Here is a 20,941-nt window from a genome sequence, read left to right on the forward strand (position 1 = left end):
ACGGCTATGATCTTAAAAATATAAGGGAATTAATACTCTTCTTCTGTATCCTCTTCTCCTTCATGGATATCAGACTTCGGTTTGGAAAGACCCTCGATCTTAATGTGATGTTTCTCTGCATAGTCCCAGAGAGCTGCATGAATTGCTTCCTCAGCAAGAAGGGAGCAGTGGATCTTTACTGGCGGAAGTCCGTCCAGTGCCTCCATAACAGCCTTGTTGGTTACTTCCATTGCTTCTTCAATGGTCTTTCCCATTACAAGCTCTGTTGCCATGCTGCTTGTCGCAACTGCTGCGCCGCATCCAAATGTTTTAAATTTGCAGTCTTTGATAATATGAGTTTCGTCATCAATATCAAGGAATATTCTCATAATATCACCGCATTTAGCATTTCCTACAGTACCCACGCCGCTTGCGTTCTCGATTTCACCTACATTACGTGGATGCTGAAAATGATCCATTACTTTTTCACTATACATTATTTTTTCCTCCTGACAAGTGTTTTTATTATTTTTTCTGCTTTTTAATAAAATCTTCATATAATGGAGACATACTTCTTAAGTTTGCAGTAATGTCTTTCAGTTTATCTACTACAAAATCAACATCCTCCATTGTTGTCTCCTCGCTTAATGTCATACGGAGAGATCCGTGTGCGATCTCATGTGGAAGTCCGATAGCCAGCAGAACATGTGACGGATCAAGAGAGCCGGATGTACATGCAGATCCGCTGGATGCACAGATTCCAAAGTTATCAAGCATCAGAAGAAGAGACTCACCCTCGATGAACTGGATACTTACGTTTATGTTGTTTGGAAGACGTTTTACTTTATCTCCATTGAGACGTACGTACGGGATCTCTGTGAGGATCCTGCTGATCATATGATCTCTGATCTCGATTTCTTTTGCAGTACGCTCCTTCATGGACTTGTTTGCACGCTCTGCTGCAAGACCGTAGCCTACGATACCAGGAACGTTCTCTGTACCTGCACGACGTTTTCTCTCCTGTGCTCCGCCGTGTACGAAGGAACGGATCTTAACGCCTTTACGAATATAGAGGAAACCTATTCCCTTCGGTCCGTTGATCTTATGTCCGCTGGAACTGAGCATATCAATATTGAACTCATCTACATTGATCGGGATCTGTCCGAATGCCTGAACAGCGTCTGTATGGAACAGGATTCCATGCTCACGTGCGATCTGTCCGATCTCTTTCAGCGGCTCAAGAGTACCGATCTCGTTATTGGCTGCCATAACAGAAATCAGGATGGTCTCCGGTGTGATCGCTTTCTGAAGCTCATCCAGGTTGATGAAACCGTTCTCATCAACATCAAGATATGTGATCTTCGCTCCGCGCTCTTTCTCCAGATACTCACAGGTATGGAGAATGGCATGATGCTCTATTTTTGTTGTGATGATATGGTTCCCTTTATTTTTGTATGCCTCAAATGTAGCTTTCAGTGCCCAGTTATCAGACTCGGAACCACCTGCTGTAAAATAAATCTCTTCTTTTTTGGCTCCGATCACATCTGCGATCTGCTGTCTTCCTTTTGCGATAGCTGCTTTGCTGTTTGCTGCAAAATCATAAACGGTTGAAGCATTTCCATAAAACTCTGTAAAATACGGCAGCATTGCCTCCACAACTTCCGGTGCGGTCTTTGTGGTAGCCGCATTGTCCAGATATATCATTTTTCCCATTTTCTTTTCCTCCTGTTCAGGATAATTATTTTTCGTGTATTCTCCGGCTTTCTTCGATCAGCTCACTGAGCATCAGTGTATCCACTGCATCTGTGATGCTGTCGTTGATCCTCTTCCACACTAATTTAGCTACGCAGAGATCGGAACCCTGGCAGCCACCGTCGCCTTCTGTTCCCGGACATGACGCAGCTTCCAGGCCGCCCTCCAGGACACGAAGGATATCTCCCACTGAAATCTCTTCTGCCGGTCTTCCAAGGAAATAGCCTCCGGCAGCACCGCGGATACTCTTCACAAGTCCCGCTTTTTTTAAAAGAGCCATCAGCTGTTCCAGATAGCTGACTGATATATTCTGACGGCCTGCAATACTCTGAAGCGAGACCGCTTCTTTTTCACTGTAAAGCCCAAGATCTATAAGGGCCTTGAGTCCGTATTTAGCTCTTGTTGACAGTTTCATCCGCTCACCTCTTTTTTAATTCCCAGTGTTTTCCTCGGATTTCATGTTTACTCTATCAGAAACGTTTAGTTCTGTCAAGACTAACTTTCTCATATACTGAAAAAAAGCTCTGGTATCGCCATGTCAAAAAAAGTATTTCTGAAAGGAACTCTGATTCTTGCCTGTACCGGGCTTATCAGCCGTCTTGCAGGCTTCTTTTATAGAATATTCTTATCTCACACGATTGGTGCCGCAGGCATGGGACTGTATCAGCTGGTGCTGCCGCTACAGGGACTTATGTGCGCCCTTTCCTACGCCGGGATCCAGTCCGCGCTTTCCCGTCTCATCGCTTCCAAGCTTGCTCTTTGCCAGAAAAAAGAGGCACATTTTTCCCTGCTCCTTGGCACCTGCACTGCTGTTTTTCTTTCTTCTGTAACCGGATTATTTGTTTTTCAGAAAGCTGATTTTTTTGCGTCAGCTATACTGAAAGCTCCAAAAACTGCGAATCTTCTCCGCCTGATAAGCTTCACAGTTCCTGTCTGTGCAGTTCATTCCTGCATTGGCAGCTATTATTTTGCCCGGAAAAAAGCTTTTGTACCCGCAGCTACCCAGCTTACAGAACAGGCTGTCCGTATCGGTGCAGCTTATGTCCTGTATCTGATCTTTCTCAGGGAAAACCGCCCTGTAACTGCACTTATTGCTGCAGGCGGCTCCCTGGCCGGTGAAATCGCAGCAACCCTTGCTTCTCTCCTGGCAGTTTCCTTTTATTTCGGAAACCATACTTTTTCCAGGGAGGAAGCCCGCTCCTTGAAAACTTCTGCACTTCTCGAAGAGCTTTTTGAGCTTTCTTTTCCTGTCTCCCTTAACAGGATTCTTCTGACTCTCCTTGGGAGTATTGAAGTGGTGCTGATCCCGCAGATGCTCCTGCGTTCCGGACTTACTGCATCAGATTCTCTGAAGACCTACGGAGTGTTTACAGGAATGGCACTTCCTCTGATCCTTTTTCCATCCACACTTACTGCATCTGCTTCTGTAATGCTTATGCCTTCTGTAGCAGAGCTTGATGCCCTTGGCGATCAGAAACAGATCCTTAAAGTTACAGACCAGACTTTTCTTGTTTGCATGGTCCTTGGCCTTCTTTGCGGAAGCGGCTTCTTTCTTTTCGGACCTTTTTTCGGTCAGCTGCTTTTTCACAGTAAAACTGCCGGGATCTACATACGGTATATGTCTTTTGTGTGCCCGTTTCTTTATACAAATACTATGCTTGCCAGCATTCTTCACGGACTTGGAAGACCTGGCCGGTGCCTGGTACACAGTGTCTGCGGCATCCTTATCCGGATCTTCTTTGTAGTTTTTATGATCCCGCGTATCGGACTCCGGGGTTATTTTTACGGTATTTTTCTGGGCGAATTGCTCCTGACTCTTCTACACGTGAAAGCGTTAAAATTTCCCTATCGACAATCCGGCAAGAATCGTTTATAATTAATAACCGAATACAACAGTTTACAAATGACTGCTGAATAAAATACGGAATTACGGAGGAATTAATACTATGAGTTTTGAATTCATAAAGAAACTGCCTACTCCTGAGGAAATCCGCAACCAGTACCCGGTAGATGCAGAGATCCAGGCACTTAAGGAGAAACGTGATACAGAGATCCGCGATATTTTCACCGGAAAATCAGATAAATTCCTCGCTATCATCGGACCATGTTCTGCTGATAACGAAGACGCTGTATGTGATTATCTTTTAAGACTTCGTAAAGTACAGGAGAAAATTGAGGATAAAGTTCTCATCATCCCACGAGTTTACACAAATAAACCTCGTACAACAGGTGAAGGATACAAGGGAATGGTTCATCAGCCGGATCCTGAGAAGAAACCGAACCTTCTTGCAGGTCTGATCGCAATCCGTAAGATGCACATGCGTGCTATCCGCGAGAGTGGTTTTACATGTGCAGACGAGATGCTTTACCCGGAGAACTACCGTTACCTTTCTGACCTTCTCTCATACGTTGCTGTAGGTGCACGTTCTGTAGAGGACCAGCAGCACAGATTAACAGTCAGCGGCATGGATGTTCCGGCTGGTATGAAAAACCCGACCAGCGGTGACTACAGCGTTATGCTGAACTCCATCGTGGCTGCCCAGGGCGCACACCGTTTTATTTACAGAAGCTGGGAAGTTGAGACAATAGGCAACCCGCTTGCGCATGCTATCCTTCGTGGTGCTGTAAACAAACATGGCGAAGCTATTCCGAACTACCATTACGAGGATCTTCGTCTCCTCTATGATAAATATCATGCTAAAAATCTTGCCAACCCGGCTGTTATCGTGGATACCAACCACTCCAACTCCAACAAGCAGTACGAGCAGCAGATCCGTATTGCGAGCGAGGTTCTTCACAGCCGCAAGGTAGATCCGGAGCTTCACACTATGGTAAAGGGTCTCATGATCGAGAGCTACATCGAGCCAGGCAACCAGAAGATCGGCGGAAACCATATCTACGGCAAGTCTATTACAGATGCCTGCCTCGGATGGGAGCAGTCCGAACAGCTTCTCTATACAATTGCCGAGAACTGCTAGGCAGATCTGATCTTTATATTCCGGACATAAATTTATCCCGGCAGATTCGTTACGATCATTCGGATCTGTCGGGATTTTTACATTCAATCATATAGTAGAGTCCTGCATGCTGCTTCATCTGCGGTGACTAAAAATTAAGCCAGAAAACGTATCTTCTCAGATATCCGCTTTCTGGCTTAACTTATATATTTAATTTCAGTGGCGCGGATGCGCCTTCATGTACACATCTCTCATCTTCGCCACGCCAAAGTTCAGATACACCTGTGTGGTGGAAATGTCGGAATGTCCAAGCATCTCCTGTACACTCTTTACATCTGCCCCGTTCTGCAGCATATGCGTGGCAAAAGAATGTCTTAACGTATGTGGTGTAATATCATGCTTGATTCCTGCTTCCTCCGCATATCCTTTCAGCACCTTCCAGAATCCCTGCCTGCTCATGGAATTACCTGAGCAGTTCGTAAAAAGAAACTCTGTCTCATTCTCTTTCACAAACTTCTCCCTGGCCTCTCCCAGATATTTTTCCATGGCAGTCTTACATATATTCCCGATAGGAATCACTCTCTCCTTGCCTTCATCACGGCATACCACATACCCAAGGGAAAGATTGATATCCTTCATCTCCAGGCGCAAAAGCTCGCTGACACGCATTCCCGTAGCATAAAGAAGCTCCAGCATGGCACTGTCACGGATTCCCTTGGGAGTTGTTCTGTTAGGCTGCTTCAAAAGCCTGTCCACTTCATCTACAGAAAGGATCTCCGGCATCCGCTTCTCAACCTTGGGCGGCTTCAGTTCCAGGGAAGGATCTTTCTCAATTCTGCCCTCCTGATGGAGATACTGAAACAGCGCACGGATAGAAGCAACATTCCTGGATATGGTAGAAGAAGCAAACTGTCCGCGTTCCATATAACTTAAGTACCCTTCCAGCTCCAGTTCCCCTACATCTTTAATATCATAAATTCCGCGCTCTTCAAAATATGCCGCCATTTTCTTCAGATCTCTCTGATAAGATACCTCTGTATTATGCGATGTTCTTTTTCTGTTATGTAAATATGTAATAAATTCCCGTATCTCTATGTCCATTCCCTTACATCCCGTTTCTAACGCTAATGCTATATTAATTTTATCCCAAATAGTAAATTCTGTATCCTTTTATTACTGAATTATACTGTGAATTTTACATAAAATCAAACGGTTTTTTAGCGCAAAACCGCGCATTTTCAACACTTTCAGCCATTAACCACCAAATATCGCAGATTTTATGGAAACCATTACTAGATGTTGTGGGAAACTTTTTCAAAAAAATTTCAGATTCCTTATAATTTTTTCAACAATCCATGGATTCAGAAAACTCTCTGCCAGAATCCCCCCTGCATAAATCAGAAAAACCGTAATTCCCTTTCTGATATAAGGCACGTTTTTTGCAGGCACCAGGCCGTAATTTTTCCAGATTCTACAGGACTGCCGGTACACCATTCCTGCCAGGCAAAAATAGGCCGGTACATAGATTATATACTGTGGCAAAAGAAGCCCTGCTCCGGCAAGTCCTCCATAAAGTCCGAATTCCAGAACCGACAATGCAAGCAGAAGTCCTGTTTCCACTCCCAGGATCAACATGTACGCCACAGACAGCGGCACACCAAACACAGTAAAGCCACACAGAAACAGTATAATAAAAAATCCTCCTCTTCGCCTGAGCACTTCCATAAAATATCCGCTGCCGGAAATATCTTTCTCTGCAAAGTTGCGGATCAGGTAAAAAGAAGCCAGGGTCTTCTGTTTCCATTCCATCTTCCAAACTATATTTGGCAGGATCGTCCCTGCAAGAAAGCCGGTAAGAAATAATATTTCCGCTGGAAATCTTCCGGCTGTTTTCCATTTTCGGTTTTCTGTCTTAATCTCCATTCACTCACCCTGTACCAGTTTACGTTCACATCCCAGGTAATATAACTTCCTGTTAATATTTCAGGACGCAAAAAGGCCGGGCAGCTATATAAAAGCTGTCCGGCTTTCTTTATTATCAGTACTCTTATATGATCTGTGGATTATTTCGCGTAATCAACCGCTCTGCTCTCACGGATCACATTGACCTTGATCTGTCCTGGATACTCAAGTTCTGCTTCAATCTGCTTTGCAATGTCTCTTGCAAGGAGAACCATATCTGCATCACTTACATGATCCGGTACGACCATAACACGAATTTCTCTTCCTGCCTGAATAGCAAAAGATTTCTCAACGCCCTTGAACTCATTTGTGATGTCCTCAAGCTGTTTCAGACGATTGGTATATGTTTCCAGTGTCTCTCGTCTTGCACCAGGTCTTGCTGCGGAAATGGCATCAGCAGCCTGTACAATACAAGCGATAAGAGATTCTGGCTCCACATCACCATGGTGGGACGCAACAGTATTGATAACGATCGGGGACTCCTTATATTTCTTGCAGAGATCTACACCGATCTGGATATGTGAGCCCTCAACTTCATGATCAATGGATTTACCAATGTCATGAAGAAGTCCGGCACGTTTCGCCATACGCACATCTACACCTATCTCTCCTGCAAGGATTCCGGAAAGCTGTGCAACTTCAATGGAATGTCTCAGTGCATTCTGACCATAGCTTGAACGGAATTTCATACGTCCAAGAAGTTTCAGAAGCTCCGGATGGATTCCGTGTACACCCACATCCATGGCAGCAGTCTCGCCGTCTTCACGGATCTGCGTTTCCACTTCTTTCTGGGCCTTCTCAACCATCTCTTCAATTCTTGCCGGATGGATACGGCCATCCACAATAAGCTTCTCCAGAGCCACTCTGGCAATCTCTCTTCTGATCGGATCAAATGCAGAGAGGACTACTGCCTCAGGTGTATCGTCAATGATCAGATCCACGCCTGTAAGTGTCTCCAGTGTACGGATATTTCGACCTTCACGACCGATGATCCTTCCCTTCATTTCGTCACTTGGAAGCTGTACCACAGAAATCGTTGTCTCGGAAACATGATCTACTGCACATTTCTGGATGGCATTGACCACATATTCCTTTGCTTTCTTTCCGGCTTCTTCCTTGGCTCTGTTCTCAAGCTCTTTATAGAGTCTTGCAACATCAACCTTTACGTCATCTTCAACAGATTTCAGTAATTCTTCTTTTGCCTGTTCGGAGGTAAGACCTGAAACTCGTTCCAGTTCCCGTACTCCTTTTTCCTCAAGTTCATTTACTCGTTTTTCTTTTTCTTGTAACTCGTTAAATCTCGCTGTACATTCCAGCTCACGCTTCTCCACCGCATTGGCTTTCTTATCAACAGATTCCTCTTTTGATAATACTCGTTTCTCATATCTCTGCAGCTCGTTTCTCCGTTCCTTGGTTTCCCTTTCCAGTTCATTTTTAGTTCGCAGAGATTCTTCCTTTACTTCAAGTAAAGTTTCGCGTTTCTTGGTCTCTGCTGCTTTCAATGCTTCATCAAGAATATTCCTTGCCTTATCCTCTGCTGTACCTACGATTTCCGCATCCTTGCGTACTTTCTTGTCCACAGCAACCTTGCAAGTAACAGGAACTGCAATAAGTAGCGTGACTACCACAGCGACAATAACACCGATAATTGTGCCTGCCACAGGAGCACCTCCTTATTTAGTTTTCATTGTACAAATACAACAATACAAGTTTAGCTGTTTTTCACATTTATGTCAAGTTTTTCTCTTGAAAAAGCCAATTTTGGTTAGCATATGTGAACTGTGGTTTTTTGGTCGCTTAATTCAGTATAACGATCCCGTATCCCGCTTCACCCGTATATTCATTTCTTCCAGAGCATGGGCGATATCTTCATACTTGAACGCTCTTCTGGCAAGATATCCCTGAAGCCTCCGCATCTCCTTCTCATCCAGCTCTGCATTCGGCTTAAATTTCTTCTCTATTGTCTTACGAAGTACTGCACGTTCATCCGGCTCCATAAGCTCTTCCATCTCTTCCCAGGCCTCCAGTGCAGTCTGGCGGTCTACCCCTTTCATCTGAAGTTCTGAGAGGATCTTCTGGCGGCTTTTGGACTCCATGCGGAATGAGATATAGGTTCTGGCATAACGGGCATCATTGATATAGCCGTAGGACTTCACATAGGCAATGGCATCCTCCACTGCCTCCTGTGAAAATTCGGCCTGGCGGAGCTTGTCCGTCAGGCCTTTCTCTGTGCGGTCCATATGTTCCAGAAGTCTCATGGCTTTCTTACGTGCTCTGTTTCTCTCTTCCGGATTCAGCATGGATTACTCTTCTTCCTCTTTATCTGCAGCCTGTGTACCAGCTGCCTCCGCTGTCTCGTCAGACGGATCCAGGTGATAGTGTACACGTACCTTCTTCTCGATCTCATCACGAAGTTCCGGATGCTCTCTCAGGAACATCTTGGCATTCTCTCGTCCCTGTCCGATCTTATCTCCTTCATATGCGTACCATGCGCCGCTCTTGTTGACAATGGAGCACTCTGCTGCAAGATCCAGAATATCTCCCTCTCTGGAAATACCGGTACCGAACATGATGTCGAACTCTGCCTGCTTAAATGGCGGAGCCACCTTGTTCTTCACTACTTTCACACGGGTATGGTTACCAACCATCTCGCCGCCCTGCTTCAGTGTCTCAACACGGCGTACATCCATACGGACAGACGCGTAAAACTTAAGGGCACGTCCGCCTGTTGTTGTCTCCGGATTGCCGAACATAACGCCAACCTTCTCACGAAGCTGGTTGATAAATATAACAACACAGTTTGACTTGCTGATTACTGCTGTCAGCTTACGAAGTGCCTGTGACATCAGACGGGCCTGAAGTCCTACATGGCTGTCTCCCATATCTCCCTCGATCTCAGCCTTCGGTACCAGGGCTGCAACTGAGTCTACGATCACGATATCTACTGCACCGGAACGAACCATAGTCTCTGTGATCTCCAGTGCCTGCTCACCGTTATCCGGCTGCGAAATGTAAAGATTATCAATATCTACGCCGATACTCTTGGCATAAACCGGGTCAAGTGCATGCTCTGCATCGATGAATCCTGCGATTCCGCCTCTCTTCTGCACCTCAGCTACCATATGTAAGGCAACTGTTGTCTTACCACTGGATTCCGGTCCGTAAATCTCCACGATACGTCCCTTAGGAACACCACCCACGCCAAGGGCGATATCAAGGCTCAGACATCCTGTAGGAACTGCCTCCACCTGCATATGGGAACTGGAATCTCCAAGTTTCATAACGGAGCCCTTACCGAACTGCTTCTCAATATTTCCAAGGGCTGCTTCCAGCGCCTTCTGCTTCTCTTCACTGATCATCCTTCGACTCTCCTATTCTTCTCTATTTTATAATTTACGTTTCATTTTTTTCGAACCTTTGTTCGTGTTTTCTGTATTACATAGTATTATAAATCGGGCTGATTGTCAATAAGATACTTCAAAATCCCCCTGTTTTTTTGTTGACACCAAAACTCATAATATGACAATCAGGCGGATAAAATCATCCCTTTTCGCCACGCAGCTCTGCAGTCAATCGGATATTCGCAATCCGCTTTCGCTACTTGCTCATAACCGAATAACTGATATGCGGTTATTCAGCAAAAAAGCAGATACAGCGGAGATTTTTTCCGTGTATCTGCTTTTCCCCAAAAATTATAATACTGTCTTACTGATCATTTGTCAGCTTCAGCTTGTCAAGAATATAGAATACAAGGCTCAGGGCCATAGCGACCACACAGGCCAGGACCATACCTGTAAGCTCTACATTTCCAAGCTTCAGGGCAATTCCTGAAAGTCCTGTTACGAACACAACGCTTGTCAGTGTCAGGTTTCTGGATTTACTGTAATCTACCTTGTTGTCAACCAGCATACGAAGTCCGGATGTTCCGATCATTCCGTAAAGAAGGAAAGAAATTCCTCCGATGACTGGTCCCGGAATGGTGCTGATCAGTGCTGCCAGTTTACCAAGGAAAGAACAGCAGATGGAAAGCACCGCCGCGCCGCCGATAACCTGCACGCTGTAAACTTTTGTCACTGCCATAACGCCGATGTTCTCACCGTAAGTAGTTGTCGGTACAGAACCAAGACAGCCGGAAACTGTGGTGGAAAAGAAATCCGCAAACAGTGATCTGTGAAGTCCCGGATCCTTAAGAAGATTTCGTCCAACGATCTTTCCGGTTACGATCTGATGTCCGATATGCTCGGAAGTTACCAGAAGCAGTGCCGGAAAAATGGTCATAACTGCCTCAAAATTAAATTTCGGTGATGTAAAATTCGGAAGTGCGAAAAATGCTGCTTCTTTTACTGCTGTAAAATCAAGAAGCCCGCATGCTCCTGCTGCCACATAGCCCGCGATGATCGCGATCAGAATCGGAATAACCGAAAGAAATCCTCTGAAAAGGATCTGTCCGAATACTGCAACTCCCAGTGTCACCAGAAATACGATCACATTCTTAGGATCTACTTTATCCTCCAGAAGTCCTGCTGTGCTTGCTGCACTTCCTGCAAGTTCCAGTCCGATCAGTGCAACTACCGGTCCCATTGCTGCTGTCGGCAGCACGATATCGATCCAGTCCGTTCCGCACTGACGTACGATAAAAGCAACTGCCATACCGGCAATACCAAGAACTACGAAGCCTCCCAGCGCATATTCATAGCCATATTTGCTGATGACCAGCAACGCCGGTGACAAAAAGGCAAAACTGGATCCCAGGTAAGCAGGCGCCTTTCCTTTTGTGATAAAAATGAAAAGAAGTGTTCCCACACCGTTCATCAGAAGAACGATGGCCGGACTGATGCCAAAAAGGAACGGTACCAGTACAGATGCTCCAAACATGGCAAACATATGCTGGATACTTAAGGGTATCAGCATTTTGGCAGGTACTTTTTCCTCGACCTGTATGATTCTTTTTTCCACTCTCTAATCCTCCCCGTTTTTTATTATCCCACCGATTATAACATATGTTTTGTCATACCGGGGGATTTTTTGCATAAATATGTGGATACTGTGTGGTATACTGTTAGTATCTCCGGTTAATCAGAGTTTTTTACAGCCAAGGCCACTCTGATTTAACCAAATTTTCCCAGAAAGGATCTATATATATGAAAGCATACGAACGACTTTTATCCTATGTAAAAATACTTACCCCAAGCAATGAAGACAGTACCACAGCCCCGTCTTCCAATTGCCAGTTTAACCTGGCCCGCATTCTTGTTGATGAGCTGAAAAATCTTGGGATCTCTGATGTCTCCCTGGACGAACATTGCTATGTTTACGCCCATATTCCTGCGTCAGAAGGTCTGGACTCCTGCAAAACTCTTGGTTTTATCGCACATATGGACACGGTTTCCGATTTCTGCGATCATCCGGTCACACCTGTCATCACTGAAAATTATGACGGCGGCGAGCTCCCTCTTGGCACAAGTGGCAGAATTCTTTCCCCGGAAATGTTCCCGCATCTTTCTTCTCTGAAAGGCAGAACTCTTATCACCTCAGACGGAACTACGATCCTCGGTGCTGATGATAAAGCCGGAATCGCTGAAATCATCACAGCTCTGGAGCGTATCCTTACGGAAAAAATTCCTCACGGCCCTCTTGCCATTGCCTTTACTCCAGACGAAGAGATCGGCATGGGACCGGCACATTTTGACGTCGGAAAATTCGGTGCAGACTATGCCTACACTCTGGATGGGGATACAGAAGGTGAGATCCAGTACGAAAACTTCAATGCCTGCAGTGCAAAAGTTGTTTTCCAGGGTGTGAACGTTCATCCAGGCTCCTCCAAAAATACCATGGTCAACGCGTCTCTTGTTGCCATGGAGTTTAATTCCATGCTGCCAGCCGCTGATACGCCACGGAACACAGAGGACTATGAAGGATTTTTCCATCTGTGTTCTGTGAAGGGAGATGTTTCCCGGGCAGAGCTTCACTACATTGTCCGCGACCATGATGCAGCATCTTTTGAAGCACGCCAGAATACGCTTACTCATATTGCAAAGATCCTCAACGAAAAATGGGGTGAAGGTACAGTCGCCCTTACCCTCACTCAGCAGTACCGCAATATGAAGGAGATCATCGATACCTGCCCGTGGCTGATCTCCCTTGCAGAGGAAGCCTGCCGGGCCTGCGGCGTCACTCCTCTGATCCTTCCCATCCGCGGCGGTACAGACGGAGCCCGGTTAAGCTTCATGGGGCTGCCATGTCCTAACCTTGGAACAGGCGGACATGCTTATCACGGGCCTTATGAACATATTACCGTGGAGGGGATGGACACTGCAGTGGAAGTTACCCTGCAAATTGTGAAATTATTCGCAGAACGCAGAGATTAAGATAATTTCCTGCTTATTTATGAAAAAAACACCCACAGCTCAGCCAAGGGCGAAGCATCATGTCTCGCCTGACTGTCTGTGGGTGTTTTTGTATACATATATTTATTTTCTTTAAGATCTTAGATGATCTTCATCATTCTCGCCAGTTTCTTCATATATCTTCCGCCAGGCATCATGCCCAGTTCTTCTTCACCCGGCTTGCTCACAAACAGATATACAATAAAATATACACCTGCTGCCAGGATTACAGAAACGCCAAGACAGATCACATTGGAATGGATCAGTGCATACAAACCGTAATATACCACTCCTGCCACGATTCCCATAGGAATGGAAGCCAGGAACGGGCTTAAATAAGCACTTCTCCACGGATTCTTATATCCCATGTATTTTTTGATAGAATGGTCATTAAGAAGACACATTACAACTGCATAAACAATCTGTGCGATAACAATGGTATAAACACCAAGGTTGGTAAATACCAGAAGCAGTGCCATTGCGATCACATCTGCTACCAGTGCGATGGCTGCATGGATCATCGGAAGTTTCGGCTTGCCGATACCCTGGAGCACACCGTTGGTAATATTGGAATTACCATTAAGGATAATGGTAATCCCTCCAAGGATCAGAAGCTGTCCGCCCACGCCATTAGTTCCAGGGAATATCAGTCTTGTGATCGGACCTGACAGAACAGCAAGACCTACAGCAGCCGGAATGGAAATCAGCATACTGATCCAGGTAGCTCTGTCTGTCTTCATATTCGCACCTTCAATATCATGCATTGCATAGTGTGCAGAAACCTCCGGGATCATGGAAGTCGGCGCTGTACTTGCCAGAGTCAGCGGGATATTGATCAGTGTCATATAATATCCGTACTCAGAATACAAAGTCTGGATCACATCCTTGGCAGCGCCTTTGATATCCATGATTCCGGAATACATGTAGCTGTTGATATATCCGTTTACATTATAGATAAAAGCGCTGAGGATGATCGGCATGATAATGAGCACAATATTGCTCATTACATGACCCATGCTCTCATTTACGGAATGATGGTCATTGGCGATCCTTTTGCGGATGATCCTGCGGTTCACTGCATAGACGATCAGCATAAAGATCAGCGCAGATGCCACACCTGCACCAGTACCCATGGTAGCACCTGCAGCACCCCATCTGTGTACCAGATCCATATCTCCTGTTGCAGAAAAATGCTGAATAAATATATGGGACATCAGAAGTGCAAAGGTTGCCACAAATATCTGCTCAATGATCTGCGAGATTGAAGTCGGCATCATATTGCGGTATGCCTGGAAATATCCGCGGAAAACACCACAGATACCTGACATAAAAATCGTAGGTGCAAGCATCTGTAGTGCCAGACGGGCATTGGCCATACTGTCCGGAACCAGAATTCCCGCACCAAATACGCAGATCAGTGCTACAATGCCGCCTGCAACTGCCGCATAGATCAGTGCACCGTAAAATACTTTCTGTGCATCCTTATATCTGTGAAAAGCGATCTTCTCAGCCATGATCTTGGATACGGCCTGAGGAATACTGAAGGACGCGATCATCAGCAAAATAAAATATACATTCTGCGCAAACTGGAAAAGTGCGAAACTCTGACTTCCCAGTGTTGTTGAAAGCGGACTCTTGTACAGCATTCCGATGATCTTGGAAATCAATGCCGCGATCATCAGAAAAGAGGCGTTTTTCACAAGTGTGTTATCGTTTTTTTTACCCATTTTACTTTCCTTAACTTAAATATTCTCGATCTGCCAGTCAATCGGCTCCTCACCGTTGGCTTTCAGAAATTCATTGGCCTTACTGAAATGTTTGCAACCGAAAAATCCTCTATACGCAGAAAGAGGACTTGGATGCGGAGCCTCCAGGATCAGATGTCTGGGGTTATGAAGCATGGATGCCTTCATCTGGGCAGGCCTTCCCCAGAGAAGAAATACAATAGGACGGTCTTCCTCATCCAGGATACGGATCGCGGCATCTGTAAACTGTTCCCAGCCGATTCCTCTGTGGGAATTGGCCTGATGGGCCCTTACTGTAAGCACCGTGTTCAGAAGGAGAACACCCTGCTTCGCCCATTTCTCCAGATTGCCGTTATTTGGGATATAACATCCCATATCATCCTCAAGCTCCTTATAGATGTTTACCAGAGATGGCGGTGTTTCCACACCTTTTTTTACAGAAAAACAAAGTCCGTGCGCCTGTCCGTCATTGTGGTACGGATCCTGTCCAAGGATCACCACCTTCACCTTGTGAAGGGGAGTAAAATGAAACGCATTGAACAGATCTTCCGGCGGTGGAAAAATCTTTCTTGTCTTATATTCCGTCATCACGGTTTTATAAAGTTTGGCATAGTAAGGCTGATGAAACTCACCCTTAAGAGCCTCCTGCCAGTCCCCAGCTATCGGAGCCATATCCTTCACCTCTCAACCTTTTATCTTCTCACAGAAATTCCTTTTTCTGCAAGGTAATCCTTCACTTCACGGATCTCAAGTTCTTTGTAATGGAACAGGGATGCTGCAAGTGCTGCATCTGCTCCGCCTTCTGTCAGTGCATCGTAAAAATGTTCCAGCGTTCCTGCTCCGCCGGATGCGATCACAGGAATGGAAACTGCATCTGCAACGGCTCTTGTAAGTGCAATATCATATCCGGCCTTTGTTCCGTCACAGTCCATGCTGGTAAGCAGAATCTCACCTGCACCCAGTTCTTCCACCTTCTTTGCCCACGCAAGAGCATCGATACCTGTATCCAGTCTTCCGCCATGCTTGTAGATGTTCCAGCCGCCATCTTCTCTTCTCTTGGCATCGATCGCAACTACCACACACTGACTTCCGAATTTCTGTGCTGCCTCGCGGATCAGCTCCGGCCGGTCGATGGCTGCGGAATTTACAGAGATCTTATCTGCACCTTCGCGGAGCAGCTTACGAAAATCATCTACTGTACGGATTCCGCCGCCTACTGTAAACGGGATAAATACATTGGCAGCTACGGCTCTTACCATATCTACCACAGTATCTCTTTCCTCACAGGAAGCTGTGATATCCAGAAAAACAACCTCGTCCGCACCTGCTGCATCGTAGGCTTTGGCAATCTCCACCGGATCTCCGGCATCTTTCAGATCAACAAAATTAACGCCCTTTACTACCCGGCCTTTGTTTACATCCAGGCATGGGATGATTCTTTTTGTAAACATGATTATGCCTCCTCCTTTCCGGTGTTTGCCTCAAGTGCCGCAAAATTCTCAAGGATCTTTAAGCCCCACCGGCTGCTCTTCTCCGGATGGAACTGACAAGCAAATACATTGCCTTTCTCTACAGATGCGTGGATACATGTGCTGTACCGGGTTGTCGCTTTTACGATTTCCTCATCCTCCGCCTGTAAATAATAGGAATGTACGAAGTAAACGTATGTGTTTTCCGGAATATCTTTGAATAATCTTCCATTGTTCTGAAAATGCAGGGAGTTCCAGCCCATATGCGGGATCTTAATCCCCGGACTTGGCGGAATGCGTAAAATCTTTCCTTTCAGGATTCCAAGACCTTCCACTCCCGGAGTCTCATCGCTGCTCTCAAAAAGAAGCTGCAGTCCAAGACAGATTCCAAGGAACGGAGTTCCTTTCTCCACGATCTGATGAATTACCGGAACAAGTCCGTAGTTATGAAGGTTCTCCATGGCATCACCAAAACTTCCAACACCTGGAAGGATCACTTTATCTGCGCCAAGAAGTACCTGGGGATCTCTGGAAACAACAGTCTCCTGTCCCAGATACTGAAGTGCTTTTTCCACACTTTTTATGTTGCCTGCGTCGTAGTCGATAATTGCTATCATTTGCCGCTTCCTCCTGCTTAATTGTATCTCGGTCGAATTCCTCTCACACGTCGATTTACATTTGTTTAGTATAACTCAAAAACAGGCAGTTGCAAAGACTTTTCTCTGCTGCTGCCCATTTTTCACACTACCGTTCTAAAGTTTCAGATGTCCCGTACGATTTTTTGCTGTTATTTCCGGTCCAGTGTGAACCAGAATTCCACTCCGTTGTCAAAATTCTGCACACCATATTCCTGGTTCATGCTCTCCATGATGGCTTTTACAATGGATAATCCGATACCGCTTCCACCGTATTCTCTTGTTCTGGCCTTGTCTACTTTGTAGAATTTATTCCAGAGATTCGGGATATCAGCCTCAGGGATCGGTGTTCCGTTGTTAAAGACTGTCACTTTCACACGGCTGTCCTCATCAACAAGCTTGATCTCGATCTGTCTGTCACCGTCCAGATGGTTCAGCGCATTGCTGACATAATTAGTGACAACTTCCTCTGTCTTAAATTCATCTGCCCACACATATATCGGCTTCTGTTCGTCAAAAATCACTTTGGCCTTTTTCTGTCCGATCATGATATCCATGGTCTGGAGCACACCCCTGATCAGGGATACAATATCAAACCGCTCCATCACAACAGCATCCTTGCCGGATTCCAGCTGATTCAGTGTGAGGAGATTTTTCACAAGCTTGTTCATCTTGGACGCCTCATCCATGATAACATCACAATAGAACTCTCTGCTCTCCGGATCATCGGAAATGTTTTCCTTAAGACCTTCCGCATATCCCTGGATCAGAGCGATAGGAGTTTTCAGCTCGTGAGATACGTTATCCAGGAATTCTTTTCGCATCTTATCGATCTTGATCTTATCCTCAATATCCCGCTGCAGTTCATTGTTTGCGGATTTCAGCTCACTGATGGTATTCTCAAGTTGAGTGGACATCCTGTTAAAATTATCTCCCAGCATATCGATCTCGTTGCCCACCTTGCTCTCATACCTGGCTTCAAAATCCAAATCTGACATTTTCTTTGACAGCTCGGTAAGCTCACTGATCGGTCTTGTGATCCGTTTGGTCACTACCATGATCATCATTCCGCTTACAATAATGATGGCAAGTCCTACCGCAAAATAGAATTTATTGGAAATATCTGCACTTTCCCGAATGCTCTCAAGCGGTGTCCTTATGATAAAATAATGATCCTCATCCAGCATTCCCCAGCATTCCACATAATCCATTCCTGCAAAACGGTCATGGGACTGCTGGATGGTGTAATCATCACCACGCTTCAGAACGTGACTTTTTCCGCCGTCCTCATCCAGGTCATATACATATCCGAACAGTTTGCTCTGAAGCATTTTTTCATTCTCACCCCAGGAAAGCCAGCTGGTGTTGCTGCTGTCGATCACAACCCAGGAAAGATTATTTCTGGAGCAGGCTCTCTGGATCTCATCAGGAATGCTCCTGGAACTCTCCTCATCCTCGCTGTTCATCAGCTCATCAATGTCCGTACTCTCCAGCGTTGTGCGGAGATCCAGCAGTACATCGATCTTTTTGGACACATAGTACTTCTCAAGAAAAGCTCCGTTTATCACAGTGATCGTCAATATTGATAAAAACAAAAGTCCTATGAAATAAGCCGTGATCTGATGTCTGAGACTGTGTACTTTTTTAGGTTTGTCTTTCTTTTGTTTTTCCGGCTTTTTCATTCTCCTACCTCAAACTTGTATCCCATACCCCAGACTGTCTTGATGTATTCACCTTTATCACCCATCTTGCTTCTCAGCTTCTTAACATGGGTATCAATGGTTCTGGCATCTCCGAAATAATCATAATTCCATACAGAGTTGAGGATCTTTTCCCTTGAAAGGGCAATGCCCTCATTCTCAAGAAAATAAGTAAGAAGTTCAAATTCCTTGAAGCTTAAGTCCATCGGCTTGCCGTCTACCGTTGCCTGATGAGCAGCCTTGTCGATCACAATGCCACCTGCGGAAAGTATCTCGTCCGGATTACTCTGTCCCGTTCTTCGAAGGATTGCCTCCACGCGTGCAACCAGGATCTTCGGACTGAACGGCTTGGAAATATACTCATCTACGCCAAGCTCAAATCCAAGAAGCTCATCTCTCTCATCGCTTCTTGCAGTCAGCATGATGATCGGAACTTTGGAATTTTTACGGATCTCACGGCATACTTCCCAGCCGTCCATTCTCGGCATCATTACATCCAGGATCAGCAAAGCGATGTCCTTCTCTTTGTAAAATATATCCATGGCTTCCTCACCGTCACCGGCTTCCAGAACCTGGAAATTCTTTTTTGCAAGAAAGTCTTTTACCAGTTTTCTCATTCTGCTTTCATCGTCTACTACAAGGATTTTTAATGCTTCCATCTTCGATTCCTCCGTTTCTTTACGTTCATATTTGTAATATATCACAGGTTTGTGATGTGTGTGTGAACGTAATTTCATTTTTTCAAATAATTTCCTGCCAAAAAGAGAACCCTCTGTTAAAAGGATTCTCCCATCTTTTCTCCCATAAGGACTCTTGTCTCGATTCCTTCACCGGAATTTTTCAGGATGTCCTCGTCTGGTTTTACTGTATTTTTCTGTGTGATCAGTACAATGGTAGAGCCGCCGAAAGCAAAGTTGCCTTTTTCTTCCCCGCGAAATACGTAAGGCTTACGCGGACGGTTCTCAATCTTTCCTACCATAAGTGCCCCTACTTCCATCATCAGTACCGTGCGGAAATTCTCGGTTTTCAGAAGTGAAAATTCCCGGTTGTTTTCTTTATAGATAGGATAGGCATCATTAGCAGCCGGATTCACGGTATGAAGGATTCCCGGTATCTTCACACGCCTGGACTCTCTGGCATTGTCCGGGTAAATATATCTGTGGTAATCCTGGACGCAGAGACGAAGCACCCACACATAGCCACCCTGAAATCTTTTTCCCAGGGAAGGGTTCTTAAGAAGTTCCTCCACTGTATATCTGGTATGCTTGACAGAAAATCCTGTCTTTCCGTCAACAGGATAAACACCTGCACGGCAGTCGCACGGGCTGATAAAATGCTTCGGTTCCATATCTATGCTCCGCGCGCCCTCCCTGATCTTCCGCTTAAAAAATTCATTATAAGAAGTGTATTTCTGTTCTTCATAATCCCCCATATCCAGATGGTTCATCCGGATAAAAGGCTTCACTGCTGCTGCCGAAATCCCTGAATCCAGAAGCTTTCCCACTGCAATGGATACGGACGGAGTTACCAGTGGCCGGATCAGTGCACGACCGGAAGCTGATCCGTAAATTTTTTCCAGCAGATTATTCTGGAAGGAATCTTCCTCCACAACATGACCATTTCTGTCTGCTGTCCGTATCATAAGGTCCCACCTCGCTCCAGTGATGTCTTGTAGATATAGCTGAATCTCCACCATCCTTCATTATAAAAAAGGACAAAAAGAACTGCGACTGCAACTACTGCAACCAGAATTACAAGCTCTCTGTTTGTAGGTTTCCGAAATTTGAAATCCAGGATAAACAGAAGTCCCACTGCCAGCATTGTAATATGAAGAAGCACCACAAACCATTTATAACCTGGCAGGATCATGGATGCAACAAACAAAAGCGGCAGGATCACAGACATGGATGTGATAGGCAGTCCCTGATAATATTTGCGGTTTTCGCTTGTTTCACTCTGTCTCTTTGCTTCCATCACATTGAAATATGCAAGGCGGATCAGTCCTGCCAGTCCGTAGAACAGAAGGATTGCCACTCCGTAAACATGGTACATTCCAAGTTTAAATCCAAGTACGATGGGCAGAATACCGAAGCAGACGATATCAGCCAGGGAATCAATCTGGATGCCAAAGCATTTCTCTTCATCTGTCCTGTTCTTCTTTGTTCTGGCAATTTTTCCGTCAAACATATCGCACAGTCCGGAAAAAGCCAGACAGCACACAGCTGTAGCAATCCGGTCTGTCATGGCACAGAATATTCCGATCATGGAAGACACCACACTTATGTAAGTCATTATTACTGTGTAATCATAAAAACCTATCATTTGCACACCTCATTTTCTGTTACTGTTTCCTCTG

At 45.4% G+C, this 20,941-nt stretch carries 20 protein-coding genes; 3 read left to right on the forward strand and 17 right to left on the reverse strand.

Annotated features, from left to right (window positions below; genetic code table 11):
- Positions 1 to 29: 29 nt before the first annotated feature.
- The 3 genes from nifU to AC04Q4_RS07750 are packed head-to-tail and all read right to left on the reverse strand — an operon-like array spanning position 30 to position 2,146.
- Positions 30 to 476: a Fe-S cluster assembly scaffold protein NifU gene (gene nifU, locus AC04Q4_RS07740; RefSeq protein WP_015526995.1), complete on the reverse strand. Its 447-nt coding sequence runs from the start codon at positions 474 to 476 to the stop codon at positions 30 to 32.
- 28 nt (positions 477 to 504) lie between these two features.
- Positions 505 to 1,692 (reverse strand): cysteine desulfurase NifS, encoded by a 1,188-nt coding sequence (gene nifS / locus AC04Q4_RS07745; protein WP_173737385.1) that lies wholly within the window; start codon positions 1,690 to 1,692, stop codon positions 505 to 507.
- Between the two features lie 25 nt (positions 1,693 to 1,717).
- A complete protein-coding gene (locus AC04Q4_RS07750; protein ID WP_173737386.1) occupies positions 1,718 to 2,146 on the reverse strand; it encodes an RrF2 family transcriptional regulator in 429 nt (142 codons plus the stop codon).
- Positions 2,147 to 2,266: 120 nt separating this feature from the next.
- Between AC04Q4_RS07750 and AC04Q4_RS07755 the strand changes: the two genes are divergently transcribed.
- Both AC04Q4_RS07755 and AC04Q4_RS07760 read left to right on the forward strand, forming a co-directional pair.
- Complete coding sequence (locus AC04Q4_RS07755) at positions 2,267 to 3,607, forward strand: oligosaccharide flippase family protein (RefSeq protein ID WP_173757533.1); 1,341 nt, start codon at positions 2,267 to 2,269, stop codon at positions 3,605 to 3,607.
- A 70-nt stretch (positions 3,608 to 3,677) separates the two neighbouring features.
- On the forward strand, positions 3,678 to 4,709 hold the full coding sequence (locus AC04Q4_RS07760; RefSeq protein WP_476388813.1) for a 3-deoxy-7-phosphoheptulonate synthase: 1,032 nt from the start codon (positions 3,678 to 3,680) through the stop codon (positions 4,707 to 4,709).
- Between the two features lie 195 nt (positions 4,710 to 4,904).
- Here the strand turns inward: AC04Q4_RS07760 and xerD are convergent, their stop codons facing one another.
- The 6 genes from xerD to uraA form a co-directional block, all read right to left on the reverse strand.
- Positions 4,905 to 5,789 carry a site-specific tyrosine recombinase XerD gene (gene xerD, locus AC04Q4_RS07765; protein ID WP_173755542.1) on the reverse strand — a complete coding sequence of 295 codons (885 nt, stop codon included), beginning with the start codon at positions 5,787 to 5,789 and terminating at the stop codon, positions 4,905 to 4,907.
- Between the two features lie 213 nt (positions 5,790 to 6,002).
- Positions 6,003 to 6,611 (reverse strand): stage II sporulation protein M, encoded by a 609-nt coding sequence (locus AC04Q4_RS07770; RefSeq protein ID WP_173737390.1) that lies wholly within the window; start codon positions 6,609 to 6,611, stop codon positions 6,003 to 6,005.
- A 140-nt stretch (positions 6,612 to 6,751) separates the two neighbouring features.
- Positions 6,752 to 8,311: a ribonuclease Y gene (rny, locus tag AC04Q4_RS07775; protein WP_476388814.1), complete on the reverse strand. Its 1,560-nt coding sequence runs from the start codon at positions 8,309 to 8,311 to the stop codon at positions 6,752 to 6,754.
- 141 nt (positions 8,312 to 8,452) lie between these two features.
- A complete protein-coding gene (locus tag AC04Q4_RS07780; RefSeq protein WP_173737392.1) occupies positions 8,453 to 8,950 on the reverse strand; it encodes a regulatory protein RecX in 498 nt (165 codons plus the stop codon).
- 3 nt (positions 8,951 to 8,953) lie between these two features.
- On the reverse strand, positions 8,954 to 10,009 hold the full coding sequence (gene recA / locus AC04Q4_RS07785) for a recombinase RecA (RefSeq protein WP_173737393.1): 1,056 nt from the start codon (positions 10,007 to 10,009) through the stop codon (positions 8,954 to 8,956).
- Between the two features lie 346 nt (positions 10,010 to 10,355).
- Entirely contained in the window at positions 10,356 to 11,606 is a 1,251-nt protein-coding gene (gene uraA / locus AC04Q4_RS07790) for a uracil permease (protein WP_173737394.1), read from the reverse strand.
- A 185-nt stretch (positions 11,607 to 11,791) separates the two neighbouring features.
- Here uraA and pepT point away from each other — a divergent pair, with 185 nt between their 5' ends.
- The gene (gene pepT / locus AC04Q4_RS07795) at positions 11,792 to 13,018 is read left to right on the forward strand and encodes a peptidase T (RefSeq protein ID WP_173755543.1); all 1,227 of its coding nucleotides are present in this window, start codon (positions 11,792 to 11,794) and stop codon (positions 13,016 to 13,018) included.
- 119 nt (positions 13,019 to 13,137) lie between these two features.
- Here the strand turns inward: pepT and AC04Q4_RS07800 are convergent, their stop codons facing one another.
- The 8 genes from AC04Q4_RS07800 to AC04Q4_RS07835 form a co-directional block, all read right to left on the reverse strand.
- Positions 13,138 to 14,763, reverse strand: coding sequence for a putative polysaccharide biosynthesis protein (locus AC04Q4_RS07800; protein ID WP_173755544.1), 1,626 nt, complete (start codon positions 14,761 to 14,763; stop codon positions 13,138 to 13,140).
- 15 nt (positions 14,764 to 14,778) lie between these two features.
- Entirely contained in the window at positions 14,779 to 15,453 is a 675-nt protein-coding gene (ung, locus tag AC04Q4_RS07805) for a uracil-DNA glycosylase (protein WP_173737397.1), read from the reverse strand.
- A 20-nt stretch (positions 15,454 to 15,473) separates the two neighbouring features.
- Positions 15,474 to 16,232: an imidazole glycerol phosphate synthase subunit HisF gene (gene hisF, locus AC04Q4_RS07810; RefSeq protein WP_178809431.1), complete on the reverse strand. Its 759-nt coding sequence runs from the start codon at positions 16,230 to 16,232 to the stop codon at positions 15,474 to 15,476.
- 2 nt (positions 16,233 to 16,234) lie between these two features.
- Positions 16,235 to 16,867, reverse strand: coding sequence for an imidazole glycerol phosphate synthase subunit HisH (gene hisH, locus AC04Q4_RS07815; protein WP_173737399.1), 633 nt, complete (start codon positions 16,865 to 16,867; stop codon positions 16,235 to 16,237).
- Positions 16,868 to 17,037: 170 nt separating this feature from the next.
- The gene (locus tag AC04Q4_RS07820) at positions 17,038 to 18,567 is read right to left on the reverse strand and encodes a sensor histidine kinase (protein ID WP_173755547.1); all 1,530 of its coding nucleotides are present in this window, start codon (positions 18,565 to 18,567) and stop codon (positions 17,038 to 17,040) included.
- Entirely contained in the window at positions 18,564 to 19,244 is a 681-nt protein-coding gene (locus AC04Q4_RS07825) for a response regulator transcription factor (RefSeq protein WP_173737401.1), read from the reverse strand. Before AC04Q4_RS07825 ends, AC04Q4_RS07820 begins: the two co-directional genes overlap by 4 nt.
- 116 nt (positions 19,245 to 19,360) lie before the next feature.
- Complete coding sequence (locus AC04Q4_RS07830) at positions 19,361 to 20,227, reverse strand: phosphatidylserine decarboxylase (protein ID WP_476388815.1); 867 nt, start codon at positions 20,225 to 20,227, stop codon at positions 19,361 to 19,363.
- The gene (locus tag AC04Q4_RS07835) at positions 20,224 to 20,907 is read right to left on the reverse strand and encodes a CDP-alcohol phosphatidyltransferase family protein (RefSeq protein ID WP_173755549.1); all 684 of its coding nucleotides are present in this window, start codon (positions 20,905 to 20,907) and stop codon (positions 20,224 to 20,226) included. The genes AC04Q4_RS07830 and AC04Q4_RS07835 overlap by 4 nt, the downstream gene beginning before the upstream one ends.
- Between the last annotated feature and the right edge of the window lie 34 nt (positions 20,908 to 20,941).

Source organism: Blautia sp. HA8986 (genome assembly GCF_056504635.1).